Genomic DNA, 20382 nt, shown 5'->3' on the forward strand with positions numbered 1-20382 from the left:
ATATTTAATTATTCACCATAATGGCTATCAACAAATCAAGAGGAACAAAAACTATGTTAAACAATATCGAAGGTCAAACAATCCCAAGTGTTACATTTGCAACTCGCGAAAATAATGATTGGAAATCAGTAACAACAGATGACATTTTTAAAGGTAAAACTGTTGTAGTGTTTTCACTACCAGGTGCATTCACACCAACATGTTCATCAACTCACTTACCACGTTATAACGAATTAGCCGGCGTACTTAAGCAAAACGGCGTTGACGAAATTGTATGTTTATCAGTAAACGATACCTTTGTAATGAACGCATGGGCTGAGCATCAAGAAGCGCAAAACATTACTTTATTACCAGACGGCAACGGCGAATTTACTGACGGCATGGGCATGTTAGTAGACAAAAACGACCTAGGCTTTGGTAAGCGCAGCTGGAGATACTCTATGCTTGTTAAAGATGGCGTGATTGACAAAATGTTCATCGAACCAGATTTACCAGGTGACCCGTTTGAAGTATCTGACGCAGACACAATGCTTGATTACATCAACCCTAAGCAAGCTAAACCAGAACCAGTAAGCATCTTTACTAAACCTGGCTGTCCTTTCTGTAAAAAAGCGAAAGAGCTTCTAGCAGAGAAAGGTTTCGCATATGAAGAGATTGTTATGGGTGCAGGCGCTTCACTAACAAGTCTAAAAGCTGTATCTGGTCGTGAAACTGTTCCACAAATATTCATTGGTGGTAAACACATCGGTGGTTCAGACGACTTAGAAAAATACTTTGCTTAATCAATAAGTAAATTAAATGCCTAACGTAAGTAGGTAAAAAATAGGGGCTTTTATGCCCCTATTTATTAGAGGAAAAAATACTATGAAAGAATTGCAAACCGATGTTGTTGTTATAGGCGCAGGCACTGCTGGTTTAAGTGCTTACCGTAATGCTAAACAGTTCACACAAAATGTATTAATGATCGAATCAGGCCCATACGGCACCACATGTGCACGTGTTGGTTGTATGCCAAGCAAGTTATTGATTGCAGCCGCCGAAGCCGCACACGCAATCGAAATGGCACCTGCATTTGGTGTTCATAGCTCAAAGCCTGTCATTGATGGCAAAGCAGTTATGGCACGCGTTAAAAGTGAACGAGATCGTTTTGCAGGATTCGTAGTAGAAGCCGTAGATGAATTACCAGAGGGTGATAAAATTCGTGGTTACGCTAAATTTTTAGACACAAACCGCGTACAAATAGACGACCATACAATTATTACAGCAAAACGCTTTGTAATTGCAACCGGCTCACGCCCTTCATACCCTGGCGTATTTAATAACTTTGGCGACAAACTTATTATAAACGACGACGTATTTGATTGGGATGACCTACCAGAATCAGTCGCTGTATTTGGCCCTGGTGTAATAGGCCTTGAAATTGGCCAAGCACTTAGCCGACTAGGCGTAAATGTAAAACTATTTGGTGTAGGCGGCGCAATTGGCCCACTTACAGACCCTGTTGTAAAAGACTATGCGAATACTGTTTTTGCTGAAGAATTTTTTGTAGATACCGACTCAAACGTATCTGACATGATGCAAGTTGGCGATAAAGCACAGCTAACTTACACCGACAAACAAGGTGAAAAACACACCGAACAGTTTGACTACGTACTTGCAGCCACAGGCCGAGTACCAAACGTAGATAAACTAGGCCTTGAAAACACCGGCATTGAACTTGATGAGCGCGGCGTACCGCACGCAGACACACACACAATGCAGTGTGGTGAGTCAAACATATTTATAGCAGGCGATGCGAGTAACATGCTCCCATTGTTACACGAGGCATCTGACCAAGGTGCTATTGCAGGTCAAAATGCAGGGCGCTTCCCAGATGTACGTATAGGTCTACGTAGAGCAAAAATTGCAGCCGTATTTAGCGACCCACAAATAGCAATGGTCGGCGAAAGCTACAAGCAAATTACCGACCGTTTAGGCCCATGCGGTTGTTTTGAAGTAGGCGAAGTCAGCTTTGAAAATCAAGGCCGAAGCCGAGTAATGCTTAAAAACAAAGGTCATATGCGTGTATATGCGGAGCAAGGCACAGGCTTATTTTTAGGTGCTGAGTTTATTGGCCCACAAGCCGAACACATTGCTCACTTACTAGCATGGGCTGTACAAAACAAAATGACCGTACCAGAAATGCTTGATATGCCATTTTACCACCCAGTAATTGAAGAAGGGTTACGTACCGCCCTTCGCGACTTAAATGCCAAACTTAAATTTGGCCCAGACATTGTAAATTCATGTATGGAATGTGGCCCAGGCGCATAACCTATTTACAACACATACAAACTTGCTAAGCAAAAGCCAAAACTAACGTTTTGGCTTTTTTTTATAATTTTTTTAAGCTGACCTCTCAAAAAAAATTTTAGCTGTTACACTTAATTGATAATTCAATTAAAAAAGATGGAATAGCTATGCCCAATAATAAATTTAGACTAGTCACTCGCAGCGATTTTGATGGCTTAGTTTGTGCCGTATTGCTTAAAGACTTGGACCTAATTGATGATATTTTGTTTGTTCATCCAAAAGACATGCAAGATGGCAAAATAGACATTACCGAAAACGACATCACGACCAACCTCCCCTACGTTGCAGGCTGTCACATAGCATTTGATCATCATCTTAGCGAAACCGTACGTAACTCAAGCGACATAAAAAATCATATTATTGACCCAGAAGCCCCATCAGCAGCTCGCGTAGTTTATGACTATTATGGCGGCGCTGAAAAACTTCCAAATATTTCTGTTGAAATGATGGACGCGGTAGATAAAGGCGATGCTGCTCAGTTTTCAAAAGACGAAATATTAAACCCGACCGACTGGGTATTAATGAACTTTATTATGGATGCGCGAACAGGCCTTGGCCGTTTTCGCGAGTTTAAAATTTCAAATTATCAATTAATGATGAAACTCATTGATGCATGTAAAGATCAGAGCATCGAAGAAATCCTACAAATGGAAGACGTAGCCGAACGTGTTGCTTTATATAACGAGCATAACGAAAAAGCCAAAGAGCAAATTTCTCAATGCGCTACCGTCCATAAAAACTTAGTCGTCCTTGATTTAACCCAAGAAGAAACAATTTACGCCACAAACCGATTTGTTATTTATGCCATGTACCCCGACTGTAATATCTCGATTCATAAAATGTGGGGCCTTAAAAAACAAAACGTAGTGTATGCCATAGGTAAATCAATAACTAACCGCAGTTCAAACACCAATGTTGGCGAACTGTGCCTTAAATACGGCGGCGGCGGCCATTTAAATGCAGGTACTTGCCAAGTAGAAACAAGTAAAGCTGAAGCCGTGCTTAGTGAGTTAATCGATAAAATTACAAGTGATGGTTAATATTAACTTACAATAACCAGAGTTATATAATAGCTCTGGTTATTTTATTTTAGTATGGTGAGTTTTAATCACTCACTTTTCCATATAAATTTCTGTAATAATAAAAGAAATAATGAACTCATGTTAGATACTAAAAACTTCGAAAAAACACTTTATCAAGATACCAAAAAAGCATTTAAAAACATTATACAAAAATACGGTAACGATCTTTATGTAATGGGCTTTTACCACACAGGTAGCTACTCACTACTGCCAATGTTTAATACCTTATCGGATTTAAAAAAAGTATTTGAAGCAGAGTACAACAACGATTTAAGTAGCTTTTACATGGCTAAATGGAACCCTGAGGATTACCCGATGCTTGAGGATTATTCCGAATACTTTGATGAAACAACTCTAGAGTGCCAAAAACTAGAAGACAGCATTGATTTGTTTCAATCAGATATAGAAGCAATGGATAATTGGCATCAATGGCTTACGACAATGGAAAAAGTGCTCATACAATTAGATGCCGAAGGAATATTTTCAAATGGTATCGAACGCGAAAAAATCACTTTAGCAATACTCGCCTATGATGAAGAAGAAAGCATTCAATTTAAAAGAATCAAACGACTTAACCCACCAACTGTTCTAGCACAAATTCAAGCCGACTTTGAAGCCATGGTTTCAGAGCGTGAAAAATGTGAGCAAGAAGCTTTAAACGCCTTTAATTAAAAAGTGCAGCACTACTACATATACGCTATACACAAAGTATAAGGAAGGGAAGTTAAAATATAACTCATTGATTTAATTGGTAGCCCCTGCAAGAATCGAACTTGCAACTGCCCCTTAGGAGGGGGCCGTTATATCCATTTAACTAAGAGGCCACAAACAAGCTGTGTGCTTAGAGGTGTGAATTATAACGGCATCTGGTTTTTTATATCAAGCGACAACTGAACTTAATTGCTTGATAAGTATATATCTTCTTTATTTAGTACATAAATTGGGATTAGTTTTCGACTACTCGCGACGATTTTTTTTGTATGCGCGTTAATTACACGTGTATTTACAACAACAGCATCACTGCGATAAATTAATGTACCCGCTAATACATGGCTCGCCATTTGATCTTCGCTAAGCTTTTCAATATCGCGCGAAAAAGCAAAATCACCACGGCTATTTACATCTATTGTTTGAGTGGTTTTAAAATCAACCACGCCATAACCAAACTTTTGTAACTGATGAATTAACGTTTCAGAAATTTGATTACCTAATTGATTACTTTTAGTAAGCGATGAATCAAGATCGACCAAGGTAGTAACGGCAATATTAATATTGGCGTTGGTATCACTTTCAAACTCAAGCGTATCAACCAAATCAAGTGCCATTTGCTCTACATAGTTAGCAAGTGTTTTATGGTGCTGAAGTGGTGTAAATTGATTGCCGTTAGCATCATCTTGAGTTGATTTTTGCTCGGCTGTTTTAAGTATGCTTGCTAGGTCATAATTTACTTGTGTGGTTGAAGATGCATTCATTTCAGCACTTTCATTATTTTGAGTAAAGGCACAACCAGTTAAATTAGCTAAAGCAAAAAAAACGATAAAGCGGTTAAATAATTTACTATACATAATTATCTCACTTGCTTGCTTGTTTTAACATTATGCCATCAGTGCGATAGCTACTATTAAGCGCATCAACAACTGACTGTGGAATAAACCCTTGTGCAGAACCTACCACGGCCTTACTTTCTAGCCCAACAATACGTGCATTAACAAGTACACCACCTTGATGGTTTACAAGCGTACCGGCTAGTACATATTTAAAGTTTTGATCTTGATTTAGCTCTAAATAGTCGCGACTAAATACAAAGTCGCCTGTTGAGGTAACACGCATATAATCAGTTGTTTTAAAATCAATAACGGGTACACCAAAGCTGTGTAATTCATGCATGAAGCTTTCTGCAATTTGGTTCCCTAGTAAGCTACCATCGTTGTAGTCTTCATCTAAAAAAACAAAACTCGAAACAGCTAACGGTGTTTGTTCACTTACGTACTGTAAGTTTTCAACCATGTCTTGCATTATGCCGCGCACATAATGGTTAATATTTTTGCGCATTGGCGGTGTTGCTTTTGTGTAGTTATCCTGTGGAGCCATTCCTGACTGAAATAAGTTATCGTCAGAAACAGGCGCTGCAACGTCGCGTTGATTACTCACCAGTTGATTGCTTTGCTCACTTTGTGGTGTGGTGGTGTCTGTATTCATTGTGCCTAGTATTTGAGAGCAACCAAAGCCCAGTGGTAAGCATAATGTAATTAATAGGTTTTTCATTTTGTGCTCCAAATTAGTATTCGCTTCGGTATAAAAGTCCGTCACGCTGCTGAATTTTCTCATTGCCCCACATTACATTAATTGGGATCTCGGTACTTCCCGCAGAGAGCACCTGTTTATTTTCTATATTCACAAGCCGTGCATTAACTATGTATGCATGCTGCTGGCGAGTCACTGTTCCTGTGATAACTAAGTCAATATTTTGGCGATTACGTAATTTACTTAAATCGCGACTTAAAATACTGTCTGAGTTTTCTGATAAAGAGAGGTTATTCCCAAGTCTGTATTCAACGGTGTGATAACCTAGTTGAGTAAATTGTGTAAGCAGACTTTCTTGGATCTGCTGACTTAAGCCTGAGGCCTGCCCTGTCACCAATTTTGTATCTAGTGCATCTGCATAAAAGAAGCTACTAACGCCAACACGTGCATTAGCATTTAATGCTCCGTTTAGGTGGTTAAGTTGCGACGTTAAATTAACTACATAGTCATTAACCGTAAAAGGAGCCATAGCCGCTTTAGGTGCATCTGTAGGAACACTTGGTTCTGGCGGTGGCACCAAGTTACAAGCAGCTAAATTTAAAAATAATAAAGGCAGTAAAAGGCGCATAATTGCCATCCTCTTCAAAACATACTAAGGATAAAGCAATTTGTATGCCGACTTAGCTATTGTGCGGTAAAGGGTTGATCTACGTAATAACTAACTAAACAATTTATATTTTGGCTCTTTAATTTTTGACAGTCAGCCATAGCGTTTTTTTTGTCTATGTATGCGCCTAGCTTTAAACGGTTATACATAACTCCTTTTACATTTATTGTTTCAACATTCATCACAAAATTATCGCCTAGTAAGCTAGGAAGCTTTTTCTGTAGTTGCCTAAAAGCTAAAGAGAGTTGTTCTTTTTGCGTTATTGAAAGCACTTGTAAAGCAAATTTGGGATAAACTGGTTTTGTTACTTGTAAATTGGAGCGATTAATTGTGTTGGTATTAACGATTTCTGCTTTTATTACGGGTGCGTTTTTCTGCTCATTTTCTTTTGCAATTGTATTGAGTTGCGATATTAGTAAGCTTAAGTCTTCTTCAATAAGTAATAAACGTGCAAGTTCTGGCTTCATATTTTGCCACTGCTGGGAGCTCACTTTTAAAGTTTCAAGTTCCTGCTTTGTTATTTTTACGTAGCTTTTTTCGTCAGTTATGTTGGTCTGAGTAGCACTATCATCAATTGCTTTATTATTCGCACAACCATAACTTAGCAACATTGCACTGATTAAAAATATATATTGAACTCTTTTCATCCTAATTCCTTTAATGGAGTATTTTATGTGTTTCAACAACACACTTTAATCCTTGCGCTTTTACTGAGTCGCATACAGAGATAAGCTCTGGCGAACTGCTTGTTGCGTACGCTAAGGCTAAAATAAATTTATTTTTAGCTTTATCATGCATATAAAAAGCTTCTTGCTGCTCTATTCGTGGTGCTATTAAACGGTAATAAATTTTTAAGATATTTAACGAACTAAAACTTCCTGCATTGGCAATGCTTCCAGTTGTTGCACTGAGCGCCTTTAACGTTAAATCAACGCCCATTACTACATCTCCTTGAGGCGATAAATTAACTGTTATATTTTGAGTGTTTTTTAGCTGCTTGCGTTGTTTATATTCATCATCAATTACTGCTTTATACTGCCCCGGTTTAAGGTCTGTAAATAAATAATAGCCATCATATGCTGCTTGAGTTTGTGCAACTTGATCCCCTTTTTCATTCAACAGCGCTATATTTGCAAAGGGTTGGATCTGTGTTGTATCACCTTTTTGTTGATAAACAACTCCCTCCACTTCACTTGCATTATTTAATGCAAAATCCATATACTCTACAAAACCAGCCCTTGGTGTAATAGAAAAACCCTCGTTAGCTGGTATTAGAAACGGATCTTCAAAACTATTTCTATCAAGTATTATATCTGTTGTACGATTTGCTGGCATTGAAGTTAATAACGCAACGCCGTGTTCGTCTGTAATTGCTTGACGATAATTGTGAACGCCTTTTACTTTTACGCCGGCAACGCCGTGCTCATCATCATCCATAATACCGTTATTATTTTGATCTAAAAATACGCGTAACATTAAGCTACCCGTGTTAGTTAAGCTGCGCTTAGAGACAAAATATGTATTGTGTCCAACATCAAACCCTAAGCTAAAACGACTATAAATACCGAGCCGCCAATCATCGTTACTGTTGTAGTTTAAGTTACTCGTTAAACTAAACTTGTCGCTTTGCCAATTGAGCCCTAATTCGGCCGATTGAATATTATTACGAAGTGAATCAGTTAAAGTCAGTTCGGCTTGTAAATCTCGGCCCAAGTTGCGGCTAAACTCAGCCTCGTAACTAACAAGCTCACTTACTGGCGATATACTATAATCTATACCAAACCTTGTGTAGGTTCTCCCAAAGCGCTTTTGAAAACGTGTTGTTCCAAAAGTACTCTTAGAGCTATCGTCTTGTTGCCACAGCAATTGGTTACTTAGTGCAAACCCTGAGTATGAGTAGTTGAACTGGTTGCGTACTTGCTTAAAACGCCCTCTAGTATCACTCTCGTCATATAGGATGTTATTTTGATAAGAAAGGCGTCCATAGGTATTATTCATTAGCCCACCAGCTAAATTTATTTGGTAGCTATTAAAATCTTGCTGCTGTTCGTCGGTACGATTTGTAGCGCTAAAAAGTAGTGATTGTTCGGCAATTTGAGTTCGGGCTGTAAATTCAAATTTTTGTTCATTATTATTATTTTTTTCAATATTCGCATTTAATAATAATCGGTCAAATAAGCTTATGTTGGTGCCAAATGCATACTTAAGTAGATCGTCATCTGTGTTTTTTTGACCGGATGCAGCAGTGTATACAGATATATTATCTGTAAGCCCTTGCTCATATCTACCCGCAACTTGCCAACCCTGCCCCTGCGAGCTTGAAACATTGTTATTTAGTAATTGCTTGCCTTGTTCAGTAACCGACAATTCATAGTTACCCTGTCCCTGCTTAAGTTGATTTCCGTCCACAAAGTAATAATCACTTTTACGCTCAACTTGACCTTGAGGCCCATAAAAAATAAGCTCAAAATTATTAGCTCCGAATAATAGGTTTATATTATCAAAAATATAACGCCCATCTGCGAGGCTAAGCTGCTGGTCTATTAATATTTCATTACGATACAGCTCTACATCCCAACCTGGCTGTATAGCACCGCTTAAGTTAATTTGATTATTGACTATTTTTCTATTGGTTACATTATTAGAAACTTTAACACCACGGGCATACTGACTACTGTAGCTATTACCAACTTGCGTGGCGATAACATCACCAAAAGATATTTCAGTAGGCATGAAGCCGTTTTTTATTTCTTTGTCTAAGTTTTGCTTTGTAAACGTTAACCTAGAGTTGGTAAGTAAGTCAGTACTTCGTCCAGACAAAAAATACTCTGCAGATAAATACGCAAAGTCTTGAGTGCCTAAAAGTGAATAGTTCGTAGAATGTCTATCATCGCTCGCGGTAAAATTTAGTTGTAAGTCGGCAACCGGAGAAGATAGCGCTTTATATGGGCTAGCTTTCCATGGCAGCGTAGGTGGCGATCTTTTGTTAGGTGATTTAAGGTTGCGCGACTGTCTGTATCTTTGTTGTTCAACTGGTAAGGGGCTCTCTGAGCTTATAAGTAATTCTAAATCTGGGTAATCAATATTAAACTCTAGATTTAAAGCATTATGTAAACTTTGAATATCTACATAAATATCATCTTCAATGGTAATTTGATTTTTTGCTAATAAGTAGCTCTGTGTAGGACTAGTAAATACAGCGGGTGTAACCGCTGCATTTAGAGAAAGAGGCTGTTGATTTGCTCCAACACCTTGAGCAATTCGATTGCTAGCATCAACATTCATTGCAAATTGTAGAATATCAAATAAGTCGCTTAAACTAACTTGTACACTTTGCTCGCTTTTAATTGCTGCAACTTCACCTAAGTAGTATGAGTTTAAATAAAGCGAAAGTATTAATAACTCGCCTGTGGCGATACGCTGTTGCTGATTTTCTTTGTTTTTATAATCAATTACTTCAACGGGCTTAGTTAGCTTTAGTTCAATTGCGCGTAGTGTTGTTAAAGCATCCCCTACGGAAGAATTGGGATTAGCTATTACACTATTACTAAGCAAACTACTTATGCTTAGTAATAGTGCATACAATAAATTATTTCGCGTCATTCACTGTTAAAACATTAAGTAATTGTGAAGTTAAAGGCAGGGTGTATTGTGCAAATGTAAGGTCTTTATATTCTTGACTGCCTTCATATTTAAAAATAACTTTTCCTGCTTTATCTAAATTTTTGTCACTAAATAAACTAAGGGTTACAAATGCATTATCCACTTCTGGATAAATACTTAAATTACCAATTTCTGCAATTTTAACTTGATCGTTATTGCTATCAACAAAGTAAGCACTCAATTTACCGTAGCTACTAAACTTACCTTCTCGTTTTATATTCAATAAAAACTGAGGACGTTGATTGCTTTCATTTAGCACTAGCTTAGCTTGCTCTATGGCAACTTCTGGCTGTTTCATGTCTTTACGTAACAAAATAGGAATGCTGTAGCTCATAATCATATTAACTTTTATTGAGCTTGTTTTATTAGTATTTTCACTAGGCAATGCTTGAAATAGAAGATGAGAGCGGTACTCACCAGAAGCTAGGCCTTTAGGTTTACGTATTACTATTTTTACTGTTTGTTTTTCACCTGGTGCTAAACGCATTTGTTTTGGTGACAAACGTGCCATTGAACTTAAACTTTCGCTTGTAGCCTCTGCCAACTGTATGTAGCCACCGCTTGGTTGCGCTTGCTTCTCACTCCATAAAACACGATATGTTTGATATTCATCACCTGTATTAATTACAGTAACTTTAGCGGTTCGTTGACGTTCATCAAAACTAATACGGGTTGGAGAGATAAGTAAATTTGCGTATGCATTTTTTCCTAAAATACATACACTCAGTGCGAGCAGCACTACAACTTTATAAAGCATGTTTTTCCTTTAGTAATCAATCGTAATTTCTAATTGGGTGTCAGTAATAAAATGACCATCTAAGTAACTTTGGCTAGTCCCTGTCGTTATTAGACGGCCACCTACTTTGAGTAAAAGTTCTCCAAACTCATCGCTAGCTTGCGTTCTTGGTAAATCCGCTAATACTACCGAAAACTTGGCACTATTAGATCCAAGTACTTCACTTTGCAATGTAGAGTCACTCGTTTTGTTAAACGATATTTGAGTAAGGGGAGGTAAATCGGTAAATAAAAGTTCTGCGGGATTCCCCTCAGTTAATACGTAAATACTACCAAATGTGGTTATTTCACCATCGTGGTTAATCGTGATAGAGCTTAAAGTATTATTTTGAGGGATAACTAAAGTGCCAAAATTAAGCGCTTCTTGTTGTATGCTTGCGCTATAGGCTTGCTCGCTAAACATTAACAAAAGCCAAACAGAAACATACAAAAAGCGCATTGTTTGTTTAAACACTAATTAATATGACACTTCAATATTAAAGCTACCAGAATACTCACCATCAGGGTAATCCACACTTGATGCGTTTGATGAAGTAGAAAGAGTCGCGCCTATATTAAATGATACAGCGCCATCAGCACCAGCTTGTAGGTTAGGAGTACCCTGCGTATAAAGCGCTCCTGCATTTGTTCCGCTCGTTATAAAGTAAGTCCAAGCATCTACAGTAAAATCAGGTTCATTTAAGCCTTGGCCAGCTAAGGGTAGTATTAAAGTATTTACTGGGTCGCTAATGGTTAAAATAGAGTTTGGTACTACATCTGACACACTAAAAGCACCCGCTTCACCACCTTCAATTATTGAGATACTCGCAGCGTTACCAGTTGGATTATCTTGTGAAGTAACAGGGCTCGCAGCTGGATCAGGATTAACTGTCAGCGTTGCTTGTTCGGCGCCTAATGGATCTGAAATAGCACGAATAGTACCAAAATTTAAATCGTTATCTTTTGTGAGTACTACAGCATTTTGTACTGTTACTTTCGCTTCAAATGACTCTGTAGCAGCATAAGTGCTAAACGAGCTGACCACGGTGGCTACAGCTAATGCAGATAAATAAAACTTCATGCTAAATCCTTATAAGAAAATGGGCTTTATCAAATATTTGCCCAACTATAGTTAGTATCGACTATTAGTACAAATACTTTAATACTATATAAGTTTAAAAGGCCTAATTTATTAATTATATTGGTTTTCCGACAAAAGCAGCAATATTACATGCTTGATCAAGCTGATTAGCTAAATAACAAAACGCACTTACTTGAGCATCGTTTTTAAATGGACCTACACGTAATCCATACAAAGTCATATTATTATTTTCACGTTCAAACATAGTAAAATTAAATTGAGTAAATGCACTGGGGTATAATTGCTTAAGCCTTTCGACTCTTGCTTTAACAAGCTCTGGCTTTAAATACCAACCAAGCTGTGCTCCAATTTTAGTTTCATCTGTTAAGGTGAGTTCTGAATTTTGTAAGTTTGGTGTTTTTACTTCGGGAGTGTTATTTAGTGCCGTCGGTTCCAAATTCTGTGAAGGCTGATTACCATAGGTAATATCGGTTTTATTTTGCATGAGTAAAGGAGGGTTTTCAGTTAATTCACTTTGAGACGATAACGCCATAATTAATAGCTGTAAATCATCTTCCATAGCAGTTAAACGACCAATGCTTTCTTGCTGTAAGCGCCACTGCAAAACATACTCTTTTACTTGTTTATCAGTTATTAAAGAATGCTGCACGCTCTCGTTATTTACAGTTGCGCTGCTACATCCATATAAATAAAAAGATAAGAATAAAACTGATATTAAATGACAAGACTTAAAATACCGCATTGCAAAAGCACTCTACTAACCAAGATAATAAATCAAAGCAAATTTTGCGCCACTTTACACGCTTTAAGTTAAAGCTTTACAGGTTTATCTGTGTAGTTACTTACTATGCAATCGAGTTTATACAGCTTGAATACGGCACAGTCTGCTTTTGCATTTTTAAAATTTTGGTAAGAGCCAAGTTTCAGCCTGTAAAACATTTTGTCGTTTATTTTGGCGGTTTCTACGTTAGTCAATATTTTGTCTCTAAACAACGGTGCTGCTTTAGTATTTAGCTCTTGCCATGCTTTAGCCACACCTTGCTCTGAGTCAACCGAAGCGACTTGCAAAGCAAATACATGCTTAGGCTTATTTAATTTTACAGTTTGTTTTTTATTACTGTAGTTTTGTTTAACTTGTTGGCGTGACTTAACATTGCGTGTGTTTCGTGGCGAACGTACAGACTTGCTGCTATACCCTTGATTAGACTGCGCAATAGCTTTGCTGTTTATAATATCAATATGATTTACGAGGTAAGTTATTTCTTTTTCTAATCTTAAAATTCGCTCTATACCTTCACGAGCTTGTTGCCACTGCATTGCGGCATCTTTTAGCTGAGCAAGTTCAAGGGCTGTAATTGATACGTAGTCAGGCGAGTTACTTTGAGGTTGTTCATCGATAGTTTTTATTTCAGGCGTAACGCTGCATGCTGTGCCAAATAAAAGCATTAGCAAGCTGAGTAAAAACCCAATGTTATTTTTTTTATATATAAACATGTATTTGCTGTCCTGAAAGCAGTGTTCTTACACTACATTTCAGTTAAACATTCTCACAAGAAAGCGTTTAACTTTATTTAAGCTGTGAGCTATAAAACTTAGCTCTTCGCATGCATGTCAGTGTTTTGTAAAACACATCGTTGCATACTCCACCCCTTCCTTGAGAGCATTATTTAATACAAATTCAATGCCAGTTAACACAAACTTTACAACATAAATAACAATATGTCTGTAATGACTTAAAGATTTTTATTTTTAGAGAGGCTCACTTTCTAATTCTAGGGCCTGTTGACCTTTCAGGATTAAAATTTGTTCAATCTAGGGGCTATTTAATCGCGGCGCGAGGTTTGTAACCTAGTGGGCTCGATAACTGCTCCTGCGTTATTCTAATGGCTTACATCCATGTAAGAATAAGTAAAAACCGAGTAACAAAGAGTAAATTGCCCCTAGGCAGAACCATTCGGGCAGCGCATGTTTGGCATTTATTCTACGTTATCGCCTATTTATGGGGAATAACCACACTACATAGGCTCTGCCTTGCCTAAATACCAAACAGCCTGCTGCAAATTTAACCTCGAAAGATAAACAGGCCCTAATAAAACTCATAAAAAAAGGCGCCGATATAGGCGCCTTTCATGTTTTACGTTAACTATTAAATCAGTTCTTTGATAAATGATTTTAATTCATCGGCAAATTCATCGCGACGAAGTGCAAATTCAATCGTTGCTTTTAAGTAACCAATTTTACTTCCACAATCGTGGCTACGGCCTTTTATAGCGTATGCATCTACTTTTTCGTGTTCCATTAACATCGCAATTGCGTCAGTTAATTGAATTTCATTGCCTGCACCTTGCGGAGTTTTTGCAAGTAACGGCCAGATATTTTCGCTTAATACGTATCGACCCACTACAGCTAAGTTTGATGGAGCTTCATCTACTGGCGGCTTTTCTACCATATTAAGAATTGGCGAGCTTTCACCTTGCTTTAAGTCAACATCACCTAAATCAACCACACCAAACTGGTTCACTTGTGCCATTGGTACTGGTTCTACCATAATTTGGCTGTGCTTATTTTTCTCAAAGTTAGCGATCATTTCTGCTAAGTTATCTTTTTTAAGATCGCTCTCTACATCGTCGATAATTACATCTGGTAAAATAACTACAAACGGTTCGTTACCAATAATAGGCGCTGCACAACTAATAGCATGGCCTAAGCCTTTTGCTTCACCTTGGCGTACGTGAATAATGGTTACGTCTTTAGGGCAGATTGCTTGCACTTCGGCAAGTAGTTGCCGCTTAACACGCTTTTCTAAAGTAGCTTCTAGTTCAAAACTTGTATCGAAGTGATTTTCGATTGAATTTTTACTTGAGTGCGTTACTAACACTATTTCTTTAATTCCTGCAGCAACGGCTTCGTTTACTACATATTGAATTAAAGGACGGTCTACCACTGGAAGCATTTCTTTAGGAATTGCTTTAGTGGCTGGTAACATACGAGTACCAAGGCCCGCTACTGGGATCACTGCTTTCATTTTATGTTTTCCTTAATCTTTTATTATACTGAAAATGGATATTGAATCGCTTCATGGCATTGATAGCCTGTTACTTCAAAGTCGTCTCGTGTTACCCACGTTTCTATGTCTTCTAATGATTTAATTTTTGGATTAATTTTTAACTGAGGTGATTCAAATGGCTCACGCGTTAACTGCACATCTCGCATCAGTTCAAGTTGGTTTTCGTAAATATGTGCATTAGCAATTTTATGATACGCCTTACCCGCTTTGTGGCCGGTAATTTGAGCCACTAACGCAAGCAACACAAAACACTGAATTTGATTGAAATTAAGGCCGAGCGGTACATCACAGCTTCGCTGGTATGAGGTTAAATATAGCGTATCGCCAAGTAAGGAGAAAGTGTGCGTATGCATACACGGGCGCAAACAACCAAGCTCAAACTCACCTGGATTATAAAACGTGATTATTTCACCACGGTCATCAATGCCATTTTTTAAGTTATTAATAACTTTGGAAAGCTGATCAAGCGTTGAGCCATCTGGACGTTGCCAACCACGGCCTTGTACGCCATAAACACGTCCCATGTCATCCTCACCTTTACGGTGAGGATTATTAAGCCATGCATTGTTATCGTTCGCGTTGGCATCCCATGTTTTACAGCCAATTTCACGAAACTGCTCAGCGCTGTCGTACCCGCGTAAATATCCTAGTAACTCAGCAATCGCTGCTTTGTAGTAACTTTTGCGCGTAGTGATCATTGGAAACTTATTATTAGCCACATCGTATTCTAAATCGGCATTAATAACGGTTAAACAACGCGTACCTGTACGTTTGTTTTCGACCCACTGACCTTCGTCAACAATACGCTGACATAATTTTAAATATTGTTTCATGCTTTTCTTATTATGCCTTAGCTGTTTTAACGTGTTGTGGTTGCTTGTATGCCCAAATTAATAAACCTAAACCACCCACTATCATAGGAAGTGAAAGTATTTGCCCCATTGAAATAAAGTCGGCAAATAAACCGAGTTGTGCATCGGGTTGGCGGAAATATTCAATACAGAATCTAAACACGCCGTAACCTAATAAAAATACACCAGCTACGCTGCCTGCTGGACGTGGTTTTTTAATAAACCATTGCAGGATTAAAAACAGTACTAAGCCTTCAAAAAATGCTTCGTATAATTGCGATGGGTGACGCGCAAGCGGACCGCCCGTTGGAAATACCATTGCCCATGGCACGTCAGTAACTCGGCCCCATAACTCACCGTTTATAAAGTTACCAATACGCCCTGCTAAAAGCCCTACAGGAACAAGTGGTGCAACAAAGTCGCCTACTTGAAGCAGTGACTTTTTACGCGTCCACGAAAAAATTGCGACGGCGGTTATAACGCCAAGTGTTCCACCATGGAACGACATACCGCCCTGATCTATCCTAAATAAATACAGTGGGTTTTCTATAAAATAACTAAACTGGTAAAACAATACGTAGCCAATACGCCCACCTAGTATTACCCCTAACATGCCGTAAAACAGTAAATCGCTTACTTGGTCTTTAGTCCAACCCGAATTTGGCTTTGACGCTTGACGATTAGCAAACCACATCGCAAATGCAAAACCTATTAAGTACATTAAGCCATACCAACGTACGCTTAGCGGTCCAACAGAAAAAATAATTGGATCAATTTGAGGAAACTCAAGTGCCATAAAAAATAAACCTTTAGCTAAAAACCATTTTAATTGCGATAACTACAAGCAGCACCGCGAAAACTTTCTTAATTGTATTAACAGGTAAATAGTGAGTTGCTTTGGCGCCAATAGGCGCAACAAACCACGAGGTAATAACAATCCCAAATAATGCAGGTAAGTAAACAAACCCGGCAAAACCATGCTCTAAATCGGTAACATGCCAGCCTGCGCTGATGTAACCAATAGAGCCAAATAATGCAATAACAATTCCGCACGCTGCCGCACAGCCAATTGCTTTTTTTATATCAACCGAAAAATAATTAAGCATAGGTACTATTAAAGCTCCGCCGCCAATCCCTATTAAACCTGATAATCCGCCCATTATTGCAGAAACGCCCCCTAAAATAGGACCTGCCGGCAACGGTTTTTCTGACATCTGTTTATTACGCGCGGAGAGCACCATTCTGGCTGCAATAAATACAACGCTTATAGCAAACACTGTACGTAATATTTGTTCAGGGATTAAACTTGCTGCAAAGCCACTAACAAGTGCGCCTAAAGCCACACCCGACATAACCCATGGTGCAATTGCCCAAGGCACGTTATCATTTTTATGATGAGCCAGCGCTGAAGACGTTGAAGTAAATAAAATAGAAGCGAGTGAGGTTGCAATAGCAATTACTAATACATGATCAGCCGACGTTACATTAAATGAGAGTAGCAGAGTGCTTAGTACTGGAACGATAATTAAACCGCCGCCAATGCCTAGTAATCCAGCTAAAAACCCAACAATACAGCCTAGTAGTGCGCAGCTTGCGACTAACAAACCTAAGTCATACATAGTAATCTCAAATACCTTTTTAAGGTTTATATATTAAAGGATTATAAAACTAATAGCATCTGTGTATTGCAATTAATTAGGCGTACGAGCTTATTTTGGGGTGTAAAACAAATCACCTAATTTATGCTCTAGCATAAAGCTTCGCGTTAAACGTAGTACTTGTTTGGCTGTAGATTGCGCTAAACATTCACTTAATAGTTGTTCCATATCACTGACATTTAAACGCCTAAGTACCCACTTTACTTTATTAAGCGATGATAAGTTCATACTAAGGCGTCTGTAACCCATGGCAATAAGCAAAATAGCACCTTCAGGATCGCCGCCTAGTTCACCACACAAACTAAATGGCAGTTCATATTGCTCACATTCGTGCGCCACTTTATTTAGTACTCTTAGTACACCTGGGTGATAAGGATTAAAAAGTTCGGCTACACGTGCGTTAGCTCTGTCTACTGCTAATAAATACTGTGTTAAATCGTTACTGCCTACTGAGCAAAAATCGACTTTTTTTGACCACTCAGGAAGCATAAATACACTTGAAGGTACTTCCAGCATTATACCTATGTCGGGTCTTTCTATGGTTTGCTCTGGGTATTTTTCACTTAATTCAAAATAAGCCTGTTCAAATAACGCAAGTGACTCATCAACTTCTTCAGTGCCACTGATCATAGGGAGCATTATTTTTAAATTACCTAAACCAATATTTGCTTTAAGCATCGCTTTTAGTTGATCTAAAAATAACTCGGGATGATCAAGGCTAATACGAATACCACGCCAACCTAAAAATGGGTTTTCTTCGGTAATATTAAAGTAATCAAGTACCTTATCGCCCCCAATATCCAATGTACGCATAACCACAGGATTAGGATGATAGCTAGTTAGTACTTCTCGGTACCAGTTTTCTTGCTCTGATTGCGAAGGAAACTGACCCTTTTGCATAAACCACGCTTCGGTCCGATAAAGCCCCACACCGTCACAAATATGCGCGCTACTTTGCTCGGTATTAAGCTCAAGGCCTGCGTTTAATAATAAGCTAACGTGTTCACCGTCAAGCGTAATTGATTCTGAGTCTTGCTCTGCTAAAAAGCGGTTATTAAGTAGGTTATCTTGATGCTGTAACTCTGTGTATTCATCCATCAGCATTTGTGAAGGCGATATATATAAACGCCCAGCAAATGCATCTAAAATCATCGGTTTGCCATTAAACTGCAGTAGAGGTAAATCTTCTATACCCCAAATGGCAGGGATCCCCATCGCACGCGTTAATATAGAAGCATGGCTATTTGCAGAGCCATTTACGCTTACAACGCCTGTTAAGTGACCTTTTGGCACTTCAGCAAGCATGGCGGGTGTTAAGGTATTAGCAATTAAAATAGTGTTGGGCGGATAATTTTTAACAGCGTGCTCGGTATTTACAAGATGGTGTAATACGCGAAGACCAATATCTTTAACGTCAACAGCACGCTCTTTTATATAAGGGTCTTGCATGGCATTAAATTGAGATATTAAACGCTCTATTACAATTTTTAGGGCGCTTTTAGCACACCAGCCTTCTTGTAATTGCATTTCAACATTATGCCCTAAACTTTTAGCATCAAGCAGTTGTTGATACACATCAAATACCGCAAGAGCTTCATGCGGAATCGAGTCGCTTAGCGTCATCGATAGGGTATTAAATTCTTTGCGCGTTGCAGCTACAGCTTGAGTAAATAAACGGCGCTGCTCAGTGACGTCACTGTCTTTTAAAAGCTCAATAGATTTAAAATCAAGTTTTGGTAATACAACAAATGCTTGTCCTATACCTATTCCTGGAGCACTCGATACACCTTTTAAAACAGACGTTTGATGAGATGACTCATCTTGGCGTAGTATTTCTTTAATTTCAGCATGCGCTAACTGTGACGCAAGTTGAGCAGAAAGCGTTATTAAAAACGACTCTTCGTCTTGGCTAAATACACGTGCCATTTTTTGTTGGACAACAATAACGCCCAGTACTTTTTTTTGATGAACAACGGGCACTGATAAAAAAGCGTTGTAGCCTTCTTCATTTACTTCGGGGGAGAGCTTAAAACGAGGGTGCGATTTAGCAAATGCAATATTAATGGATTCTTCGCGTTGCGCTACTAGGCCAACTAAACCTTCGGTAAAACCAATTCTAAACTTACCTACCGCATCGGGGTTTAGCCCTTCGGTTGCCATAAGTACAAAATTGTCTTGGCTGTAATCTGCAAAATAAATGGAGCAGCACTGGGTTTTCATGGCATCTTTAACCATTTGCACAAAGCACACTAATGCACTGTCTAAATTCGCTTGTCGCGATACAGACTCCGCAATAGATCTCAGTGTAGCCAGCATGTCCTGCTCCTTTATTCTATAGAGAAATTACTACCTTTTACTTCGCCAATGATCTTTATGTTGTTCTCTCTTATTAAAAGGCATGGCGAAAGGAGCAAACTCTTTCATTACACGTCGATAAACATCCCGTTTAAACGATACAACCTGTCTTACAGGATACCAATAACTTACCCAGCGCCAATCATCAAATTCAGGATGATGGGTTTTAAGTAAATTTACATCTTCGTCTTTACAGCGCAATTTTAGTAAAAACCATTTTTGTTTTTGCCCAATACACACCGGACTAGAGTCTCGGCGGATTAATCGTTTGGGTAATTTATAGCGTAACCAATGTTTTGAGCTTGCGACTATTTCTACATCTTCTGGTCGCAACCCTACTTCTTCGTGTAATTCACGGTACATAGTTTGTTCTGCAGTTTCACCATCATCAACACCACCTTGGGGAAATTGCCAAGAGTGTTGACCATAACGTCTGGCCCAAAAAACCTGTCCCTGATTATTGCAAATCACAATTCCGACATTGGCACGAAAACCTTCGGCATCAATCACCTTAGTGCCTCATTTGTAAGTCGATTTTTAATGATTGTTCCACATTAGCCGCAATAC

At 38.5% G+C, this 20382-nt stretch carries 20 protein-coding genes and 1 tRNA gene; 4 read left to right on the forward strand and 17 right to left on the reverse strand.

Annotation, left to right across the window (positions count from 1 at the left end; translation table 11 throughout):
- Positions 1-53: 53 nt before the first annotated feature.
- The 4 genes from WNY79_RS09090 (at position 54) to WNY79_RS09105 (ending at position 4106) form a co-directional block, all read left to right on the forward strand.
- A complete protein-coding gene (locus WNY79_RS09090; RefSeq protein ID WP_024598728.1) occupies positions 54-782 on the forward strand; it encodes a glutathione peroxidase in 729 nt (242 codons plus the stop codon).
- Between the two features lie 82 nt (positions 783-864).
- The gene (locus tag WNY79_RS09095; protein WP_024598729.1) at positions 865-2313 is read left to right on the forward strand and encodes a dihydrolipoyl dehydrogenase; all 1449 of its coding nucleotides are present in this window, start codon (positions 865-867) and stop codon (positions 2311-2313) included.
- 146 nt (positions 2314-2459) lie between these two features.
- Positions 2460-3392: an exopolyphosphatase gene (locus tag WNY79_RS09100; RefSeq protein ID WP_342875698.1), complete on the forward strand. Its 933-nt coding sequence runs from the start codon at positions 2460-2462 to the stop codon at positions 3390-3392.
- A gap of 120 nt (positions 3393-3512) precedes the next feature.
- Positions 3513-4106 carry a DUF4303 domain-containing protein gene (locus WNY79_RS09105; protein WP_342875699.1) on the forward strand — a complete coding sequence of 198 codons (594 nt, stop codon included), beginning with the start codon at positions 3513-3515 and terminating at the stop codon, positions 4104-4106.
- A 77-nt stretch (positions 4107-4183) separates the two neighbouring features.
- On the opposite strand, the gene WNY79_RS09110 is transcribed toward WNY79_RS09105, so the two are convergent.
- The 17 genes from WNY79_RS09110 to rppH form a co-directional block, all read right to left on the reverse strand.
- Positions 4184-4258, reverse strand: a tRNA-Arg gene (locus tag WNY79_RS09110).
- Positions 4259-4330: 72 nt separating this feature from the next.
- A complete protein-coding gene (locus tag WNY79_RS09115) occupies positions 4331-4999 on the reverse strand; it encodes a FlgO family outer membrane protein (protein ID WP_342875700.1) in 669 nt (222 codons plus the stop codon).
- 7 nt (positions 5000-5006) lie between these two features.
- Complete coding sequence (locus WNY79_RS09120) at positions 5007-5699, reverse strand: FlgO family outer membrane protein (protein ID WP_024598733.1); 693 nt, start codon at positions 5697-5699, stop codon at positions 5007-5009.
- Positions 5700-5712: 13 nt separating this feature from the next.
- Positions 5713-6306, reverse strand: coding sequence for a FlgO family outer membrane protein (locus tag WNY79_RS09125; RefSeq protein WP_007583140.1), 594 nt, complete (start codon positions 6304-6306; stop codon positions 5713-5715).
- Between the two features lie 56 nt (positions 6307-6362).
- A complete protein-coding gene (locus tag WNY79_RS09130) occupies positions 6363-7028 on the reverse strand; it encodes an SPOR domain-containing protein (RefSeq protein ID WP_342875701.1) in 666 nt (221 codons plus the stop codon).
- Positions 7003-9948: a hypothetical protein gene (locus WNY79_RS09135; protein ID WP_342875702.1), complete on the reverse strand. Its 2946-nt coding sequence runs from the start codon at positions 9946-9948 to the stop codon at positions 7003-7005. The genes WNY79_RS09130 and WNY79_RS09135 overlap by 26 nt, the downstream gene beginning before the upstream one ends.
- Complete coding sequence (locus tag WNY79_RS09140) at positions 9935-10765, reverse strand: fimbria/pilus periplasmic chaperone (RefSeq protein ID WP_342875703.1); 831 nt, start codon at positions 10763-10765, stop codon at positions 9935-9937. Before WNY79_RS09140 ends, WNY79_RS09135 begins: the two co-directional genes overlap by 14 nt.
- A 9-nt stretch (positions 10766-10774) precedes the next feature.
- On the reverse strand, positions 10775-11206 hold the full coding sequence (locus WNY79_RS09145) for a DUF4402 domain-containing protein (RefSeq protein ID WP_248280141.1): 432 nt from the start codon (positions 11204-11206) through the stop codon (positions 10775-10777).
- A gap of 54 nt (positions 11207-11260) precedes the next feature.
- Positions 11261-11863 (reverse strand): DUF4402 domain-containing protein, encoded by a 603-nt coding sequence (locus WNY79_RS09150; protein WP_170071817.1) that lies wholly within the window; start codon positions 11861-11863, stop codon positions 11261-11263.
- A gap of 115 nt (positions 11864-11978) precedes the next feature.
- The gene (locus WNY79_RS09155) at positions 11979-12533 is read right to left on the reverse strand and encodes an SPOR domain-containing protein (protein ID WP_342875704.1); all 555 of its coding nucleotides are present in this window, start codon (positions 12531-12533) and stop codon (positions 11979-11981) included.
- Positions 12534-12694: 161 nt separating this feature from the next.
- Positions 12695-13378 (reverse strand): SPOR domain-containing protein, encoded by a 684-nt coding sequence (locus WNY79_RS09160; RefSeq protein WP_342875705.1) that lies wholly within the window; start codon positions 13376-13378, stop codon positions 12695-12697.
- Positions 13379-14030: 652 nt separating this feature from the next.
- Positions 14031-14909, reverse strand: coding sequence for a UTP--glucose-1-phosphate uridylyltransferase GalU (galU, locus tag WNY79_RS09165; RefSeq protein WP_342875706.1), 879 nt, complete (start codon positions 14907-14909; stop codon positions 14031-14033).
- Between the two features lie 23 nt (positions 14910-14932).
- Positions 14933-15784 (reverse strand): thymidylate synthase, encoded by an 852-nt coding sequence (locus WNY79_RS09170; RefSeq protein WP_165721034.1) that lies wholly within the window; start codon positions 15782-15784, stop codon positions 14933-14935.
- Between the two features lie 10 nt (positions 15785-15794).
- Positions 15795-16598 (reverse strand): prolipoprotein diacylglyceryl transferase, encoded by an 804-nt coding sequence (lgt, locus tag WNY79_RS09175; RefSeq protein ID WP_007583122.1) that lies wholly within the window; start codon positions 16596-16598, stop codon positions 15795-15797.
- 13 nt (positions 16599-16611) lie between these two features.
- Positions 16612-17421, reverse strand: coding sequence for a sulfite exporter TauE/SafE family protein (locus tag WNY79_RS09180; RefSeq protein ID WP_024598744.1), 810 nt, complete (start codon positions 17419-17421; stop codon positions 16612-16614).
- Between the two features lie 90 nt (positions 17422-17511).
- Entirely contained in the window at positions 17512-19776 is a 2265-nt protein-coding gene (gene ptsP / locus WNY79_RS09185) for a phosphoenolpyruvate--protein phosphotransferase (protein ID WP_342875707.1), read from the reverse strand.
- 30 nt (positions 19777-19806) lie between these two features.
- Complete coding sequence (gene rppH, locus WNY79_RS09190) at positions 19807-20325, reverse strand: RNA pyrophosphohydrolase (RefSeq protein ID WP_002958704.1); 519 nt, start codon at positions 20323-20325, stop codon at positions 19807-19809.
- Between the last annotated feature and the right edge of the window lie 57 nt (positions 20326-20382).

The sequence above is a fragment of the Pseudoalteromonas sp. AS84 genome (assembly GCF_038900255.1).
Classification (GTDB): Bacteria; Pseudomonadota; Gammaproteobacteria; order Enterobacterales; family Alteromonadaceae; genus Pseudoalteromonas.

Coding starts and splice junctions, on each gene's coding strand:
- WNY79_RS09090 (WP_024598728.1), top strand. CDS start 54: ATGTTAAACAATATCGAAGGTCAAACAATCCCAAGTGTTACATTTGCA.
- WNY79_RS09095 (WP_024598729.1), top strand. CDS start 865: ATGAAAGAATTGCAAACCGATGTTGTTGTTATAGGCGCAGGCACTGCT.
- WNY79_RS09100 (WP_342875698.1), top strand. CDS start 2,460: ATGCCCAATAATAAATTTAGACTAGTCACTCGCAGCGATTTTGATGGC.
- WNY79_RS09105 (WP_342875699.1), top strand. CDS start 3,513: ATGTTAGATACTAAAAACTTCGAAAAAACACTTTATCAAGATACCAAA.
- WNY79_RS09115 (WP_342875700.1), bottom strand. CDS start 4,999: ATGTATAGTAAATTATTTAACCGCTTTATCGTTTTTTTTGCTTTAGCT.
- WNY79_RS09120 (WP_024598733.1), bottom strand. CDS start 5,699: ATGAAAAACCTATTAATTACATTATGCTTACCACTGGGCTTTGGTTGC.
- WNY79_RS09125 (WP_007583140.1), bottom strand. CDS start 6,306: ATGCGCCTTTTACTGCCTTTATTATTTTTAAATTTAGCTGCTTGTAAC.
- WNY79_RS09135 (WP_342875702.1), bottom strand. CDS start 9,948: ATGACGCGAAATAATTTATTGTATGCACTATTACTAAGCATAAGTAGT.
- WNY79_RS09140 (WP_342875703.1), bottom strand. CDS start 10,765: ATGCTTTATAAAGTTGTAGTGCTGCTCGCACTGAGTGTATGTATTTTA.
- WNY79_RS09145 (WP_248280141.1), bottom strand. CDS start 11,206: ATGTTTAGCGAGCAAGCCTATAGCGCAAGCATACAACAAGAAGCGCTT.
- WNY79_RS09150 (WP_170071817.1), bottom strand. CDS start 11,863: ATGAAGTTTTATTTATCTGCATTAGCTGTAGCCACCGTGGTCAGCTCG.
- WNY79_RS09160 (WP_342875705.1), bottom strand. CDS start 13,378: ATGTTTATATATAAAAAAAATAACATTGGGTTTTTACTCAGCTTGCTA.
- galU (WP_342875706.1), bottom strand. CDS start 14,909: ATGAAAGCAGTGATCCCAGTAGCGGGCCTTGGTACTCGTATGTTACCA.
- WNY79_RS09170 (WP_165721034.1), bottom strand. CDS start 15,784: ATGAAACAATATTTAAAATTATGTCAGCGTATTGTTGACGAAGGTCAG.
- lgt (WP_007583122.1), bottom strand. CDS start 16,598: ATGGCACTTGAGTTTCCTCAAATTGATCCAATTATTTTTTCTGTTGGA.
- WNY79_RS09180 (WP_024598744.1), bottom strand. CDS start 17,421: ATGTATGACTTAGGTTTGTTAGTCGCAAGCTGCGCACTACTAGGCTGT.
- ptsP (WP_342875707.1), bottom strand. CDS start 19,776: ATGCTGGCTACACTGAGATCTATTGCGGAGTCTGTATCGCGACAAGCG.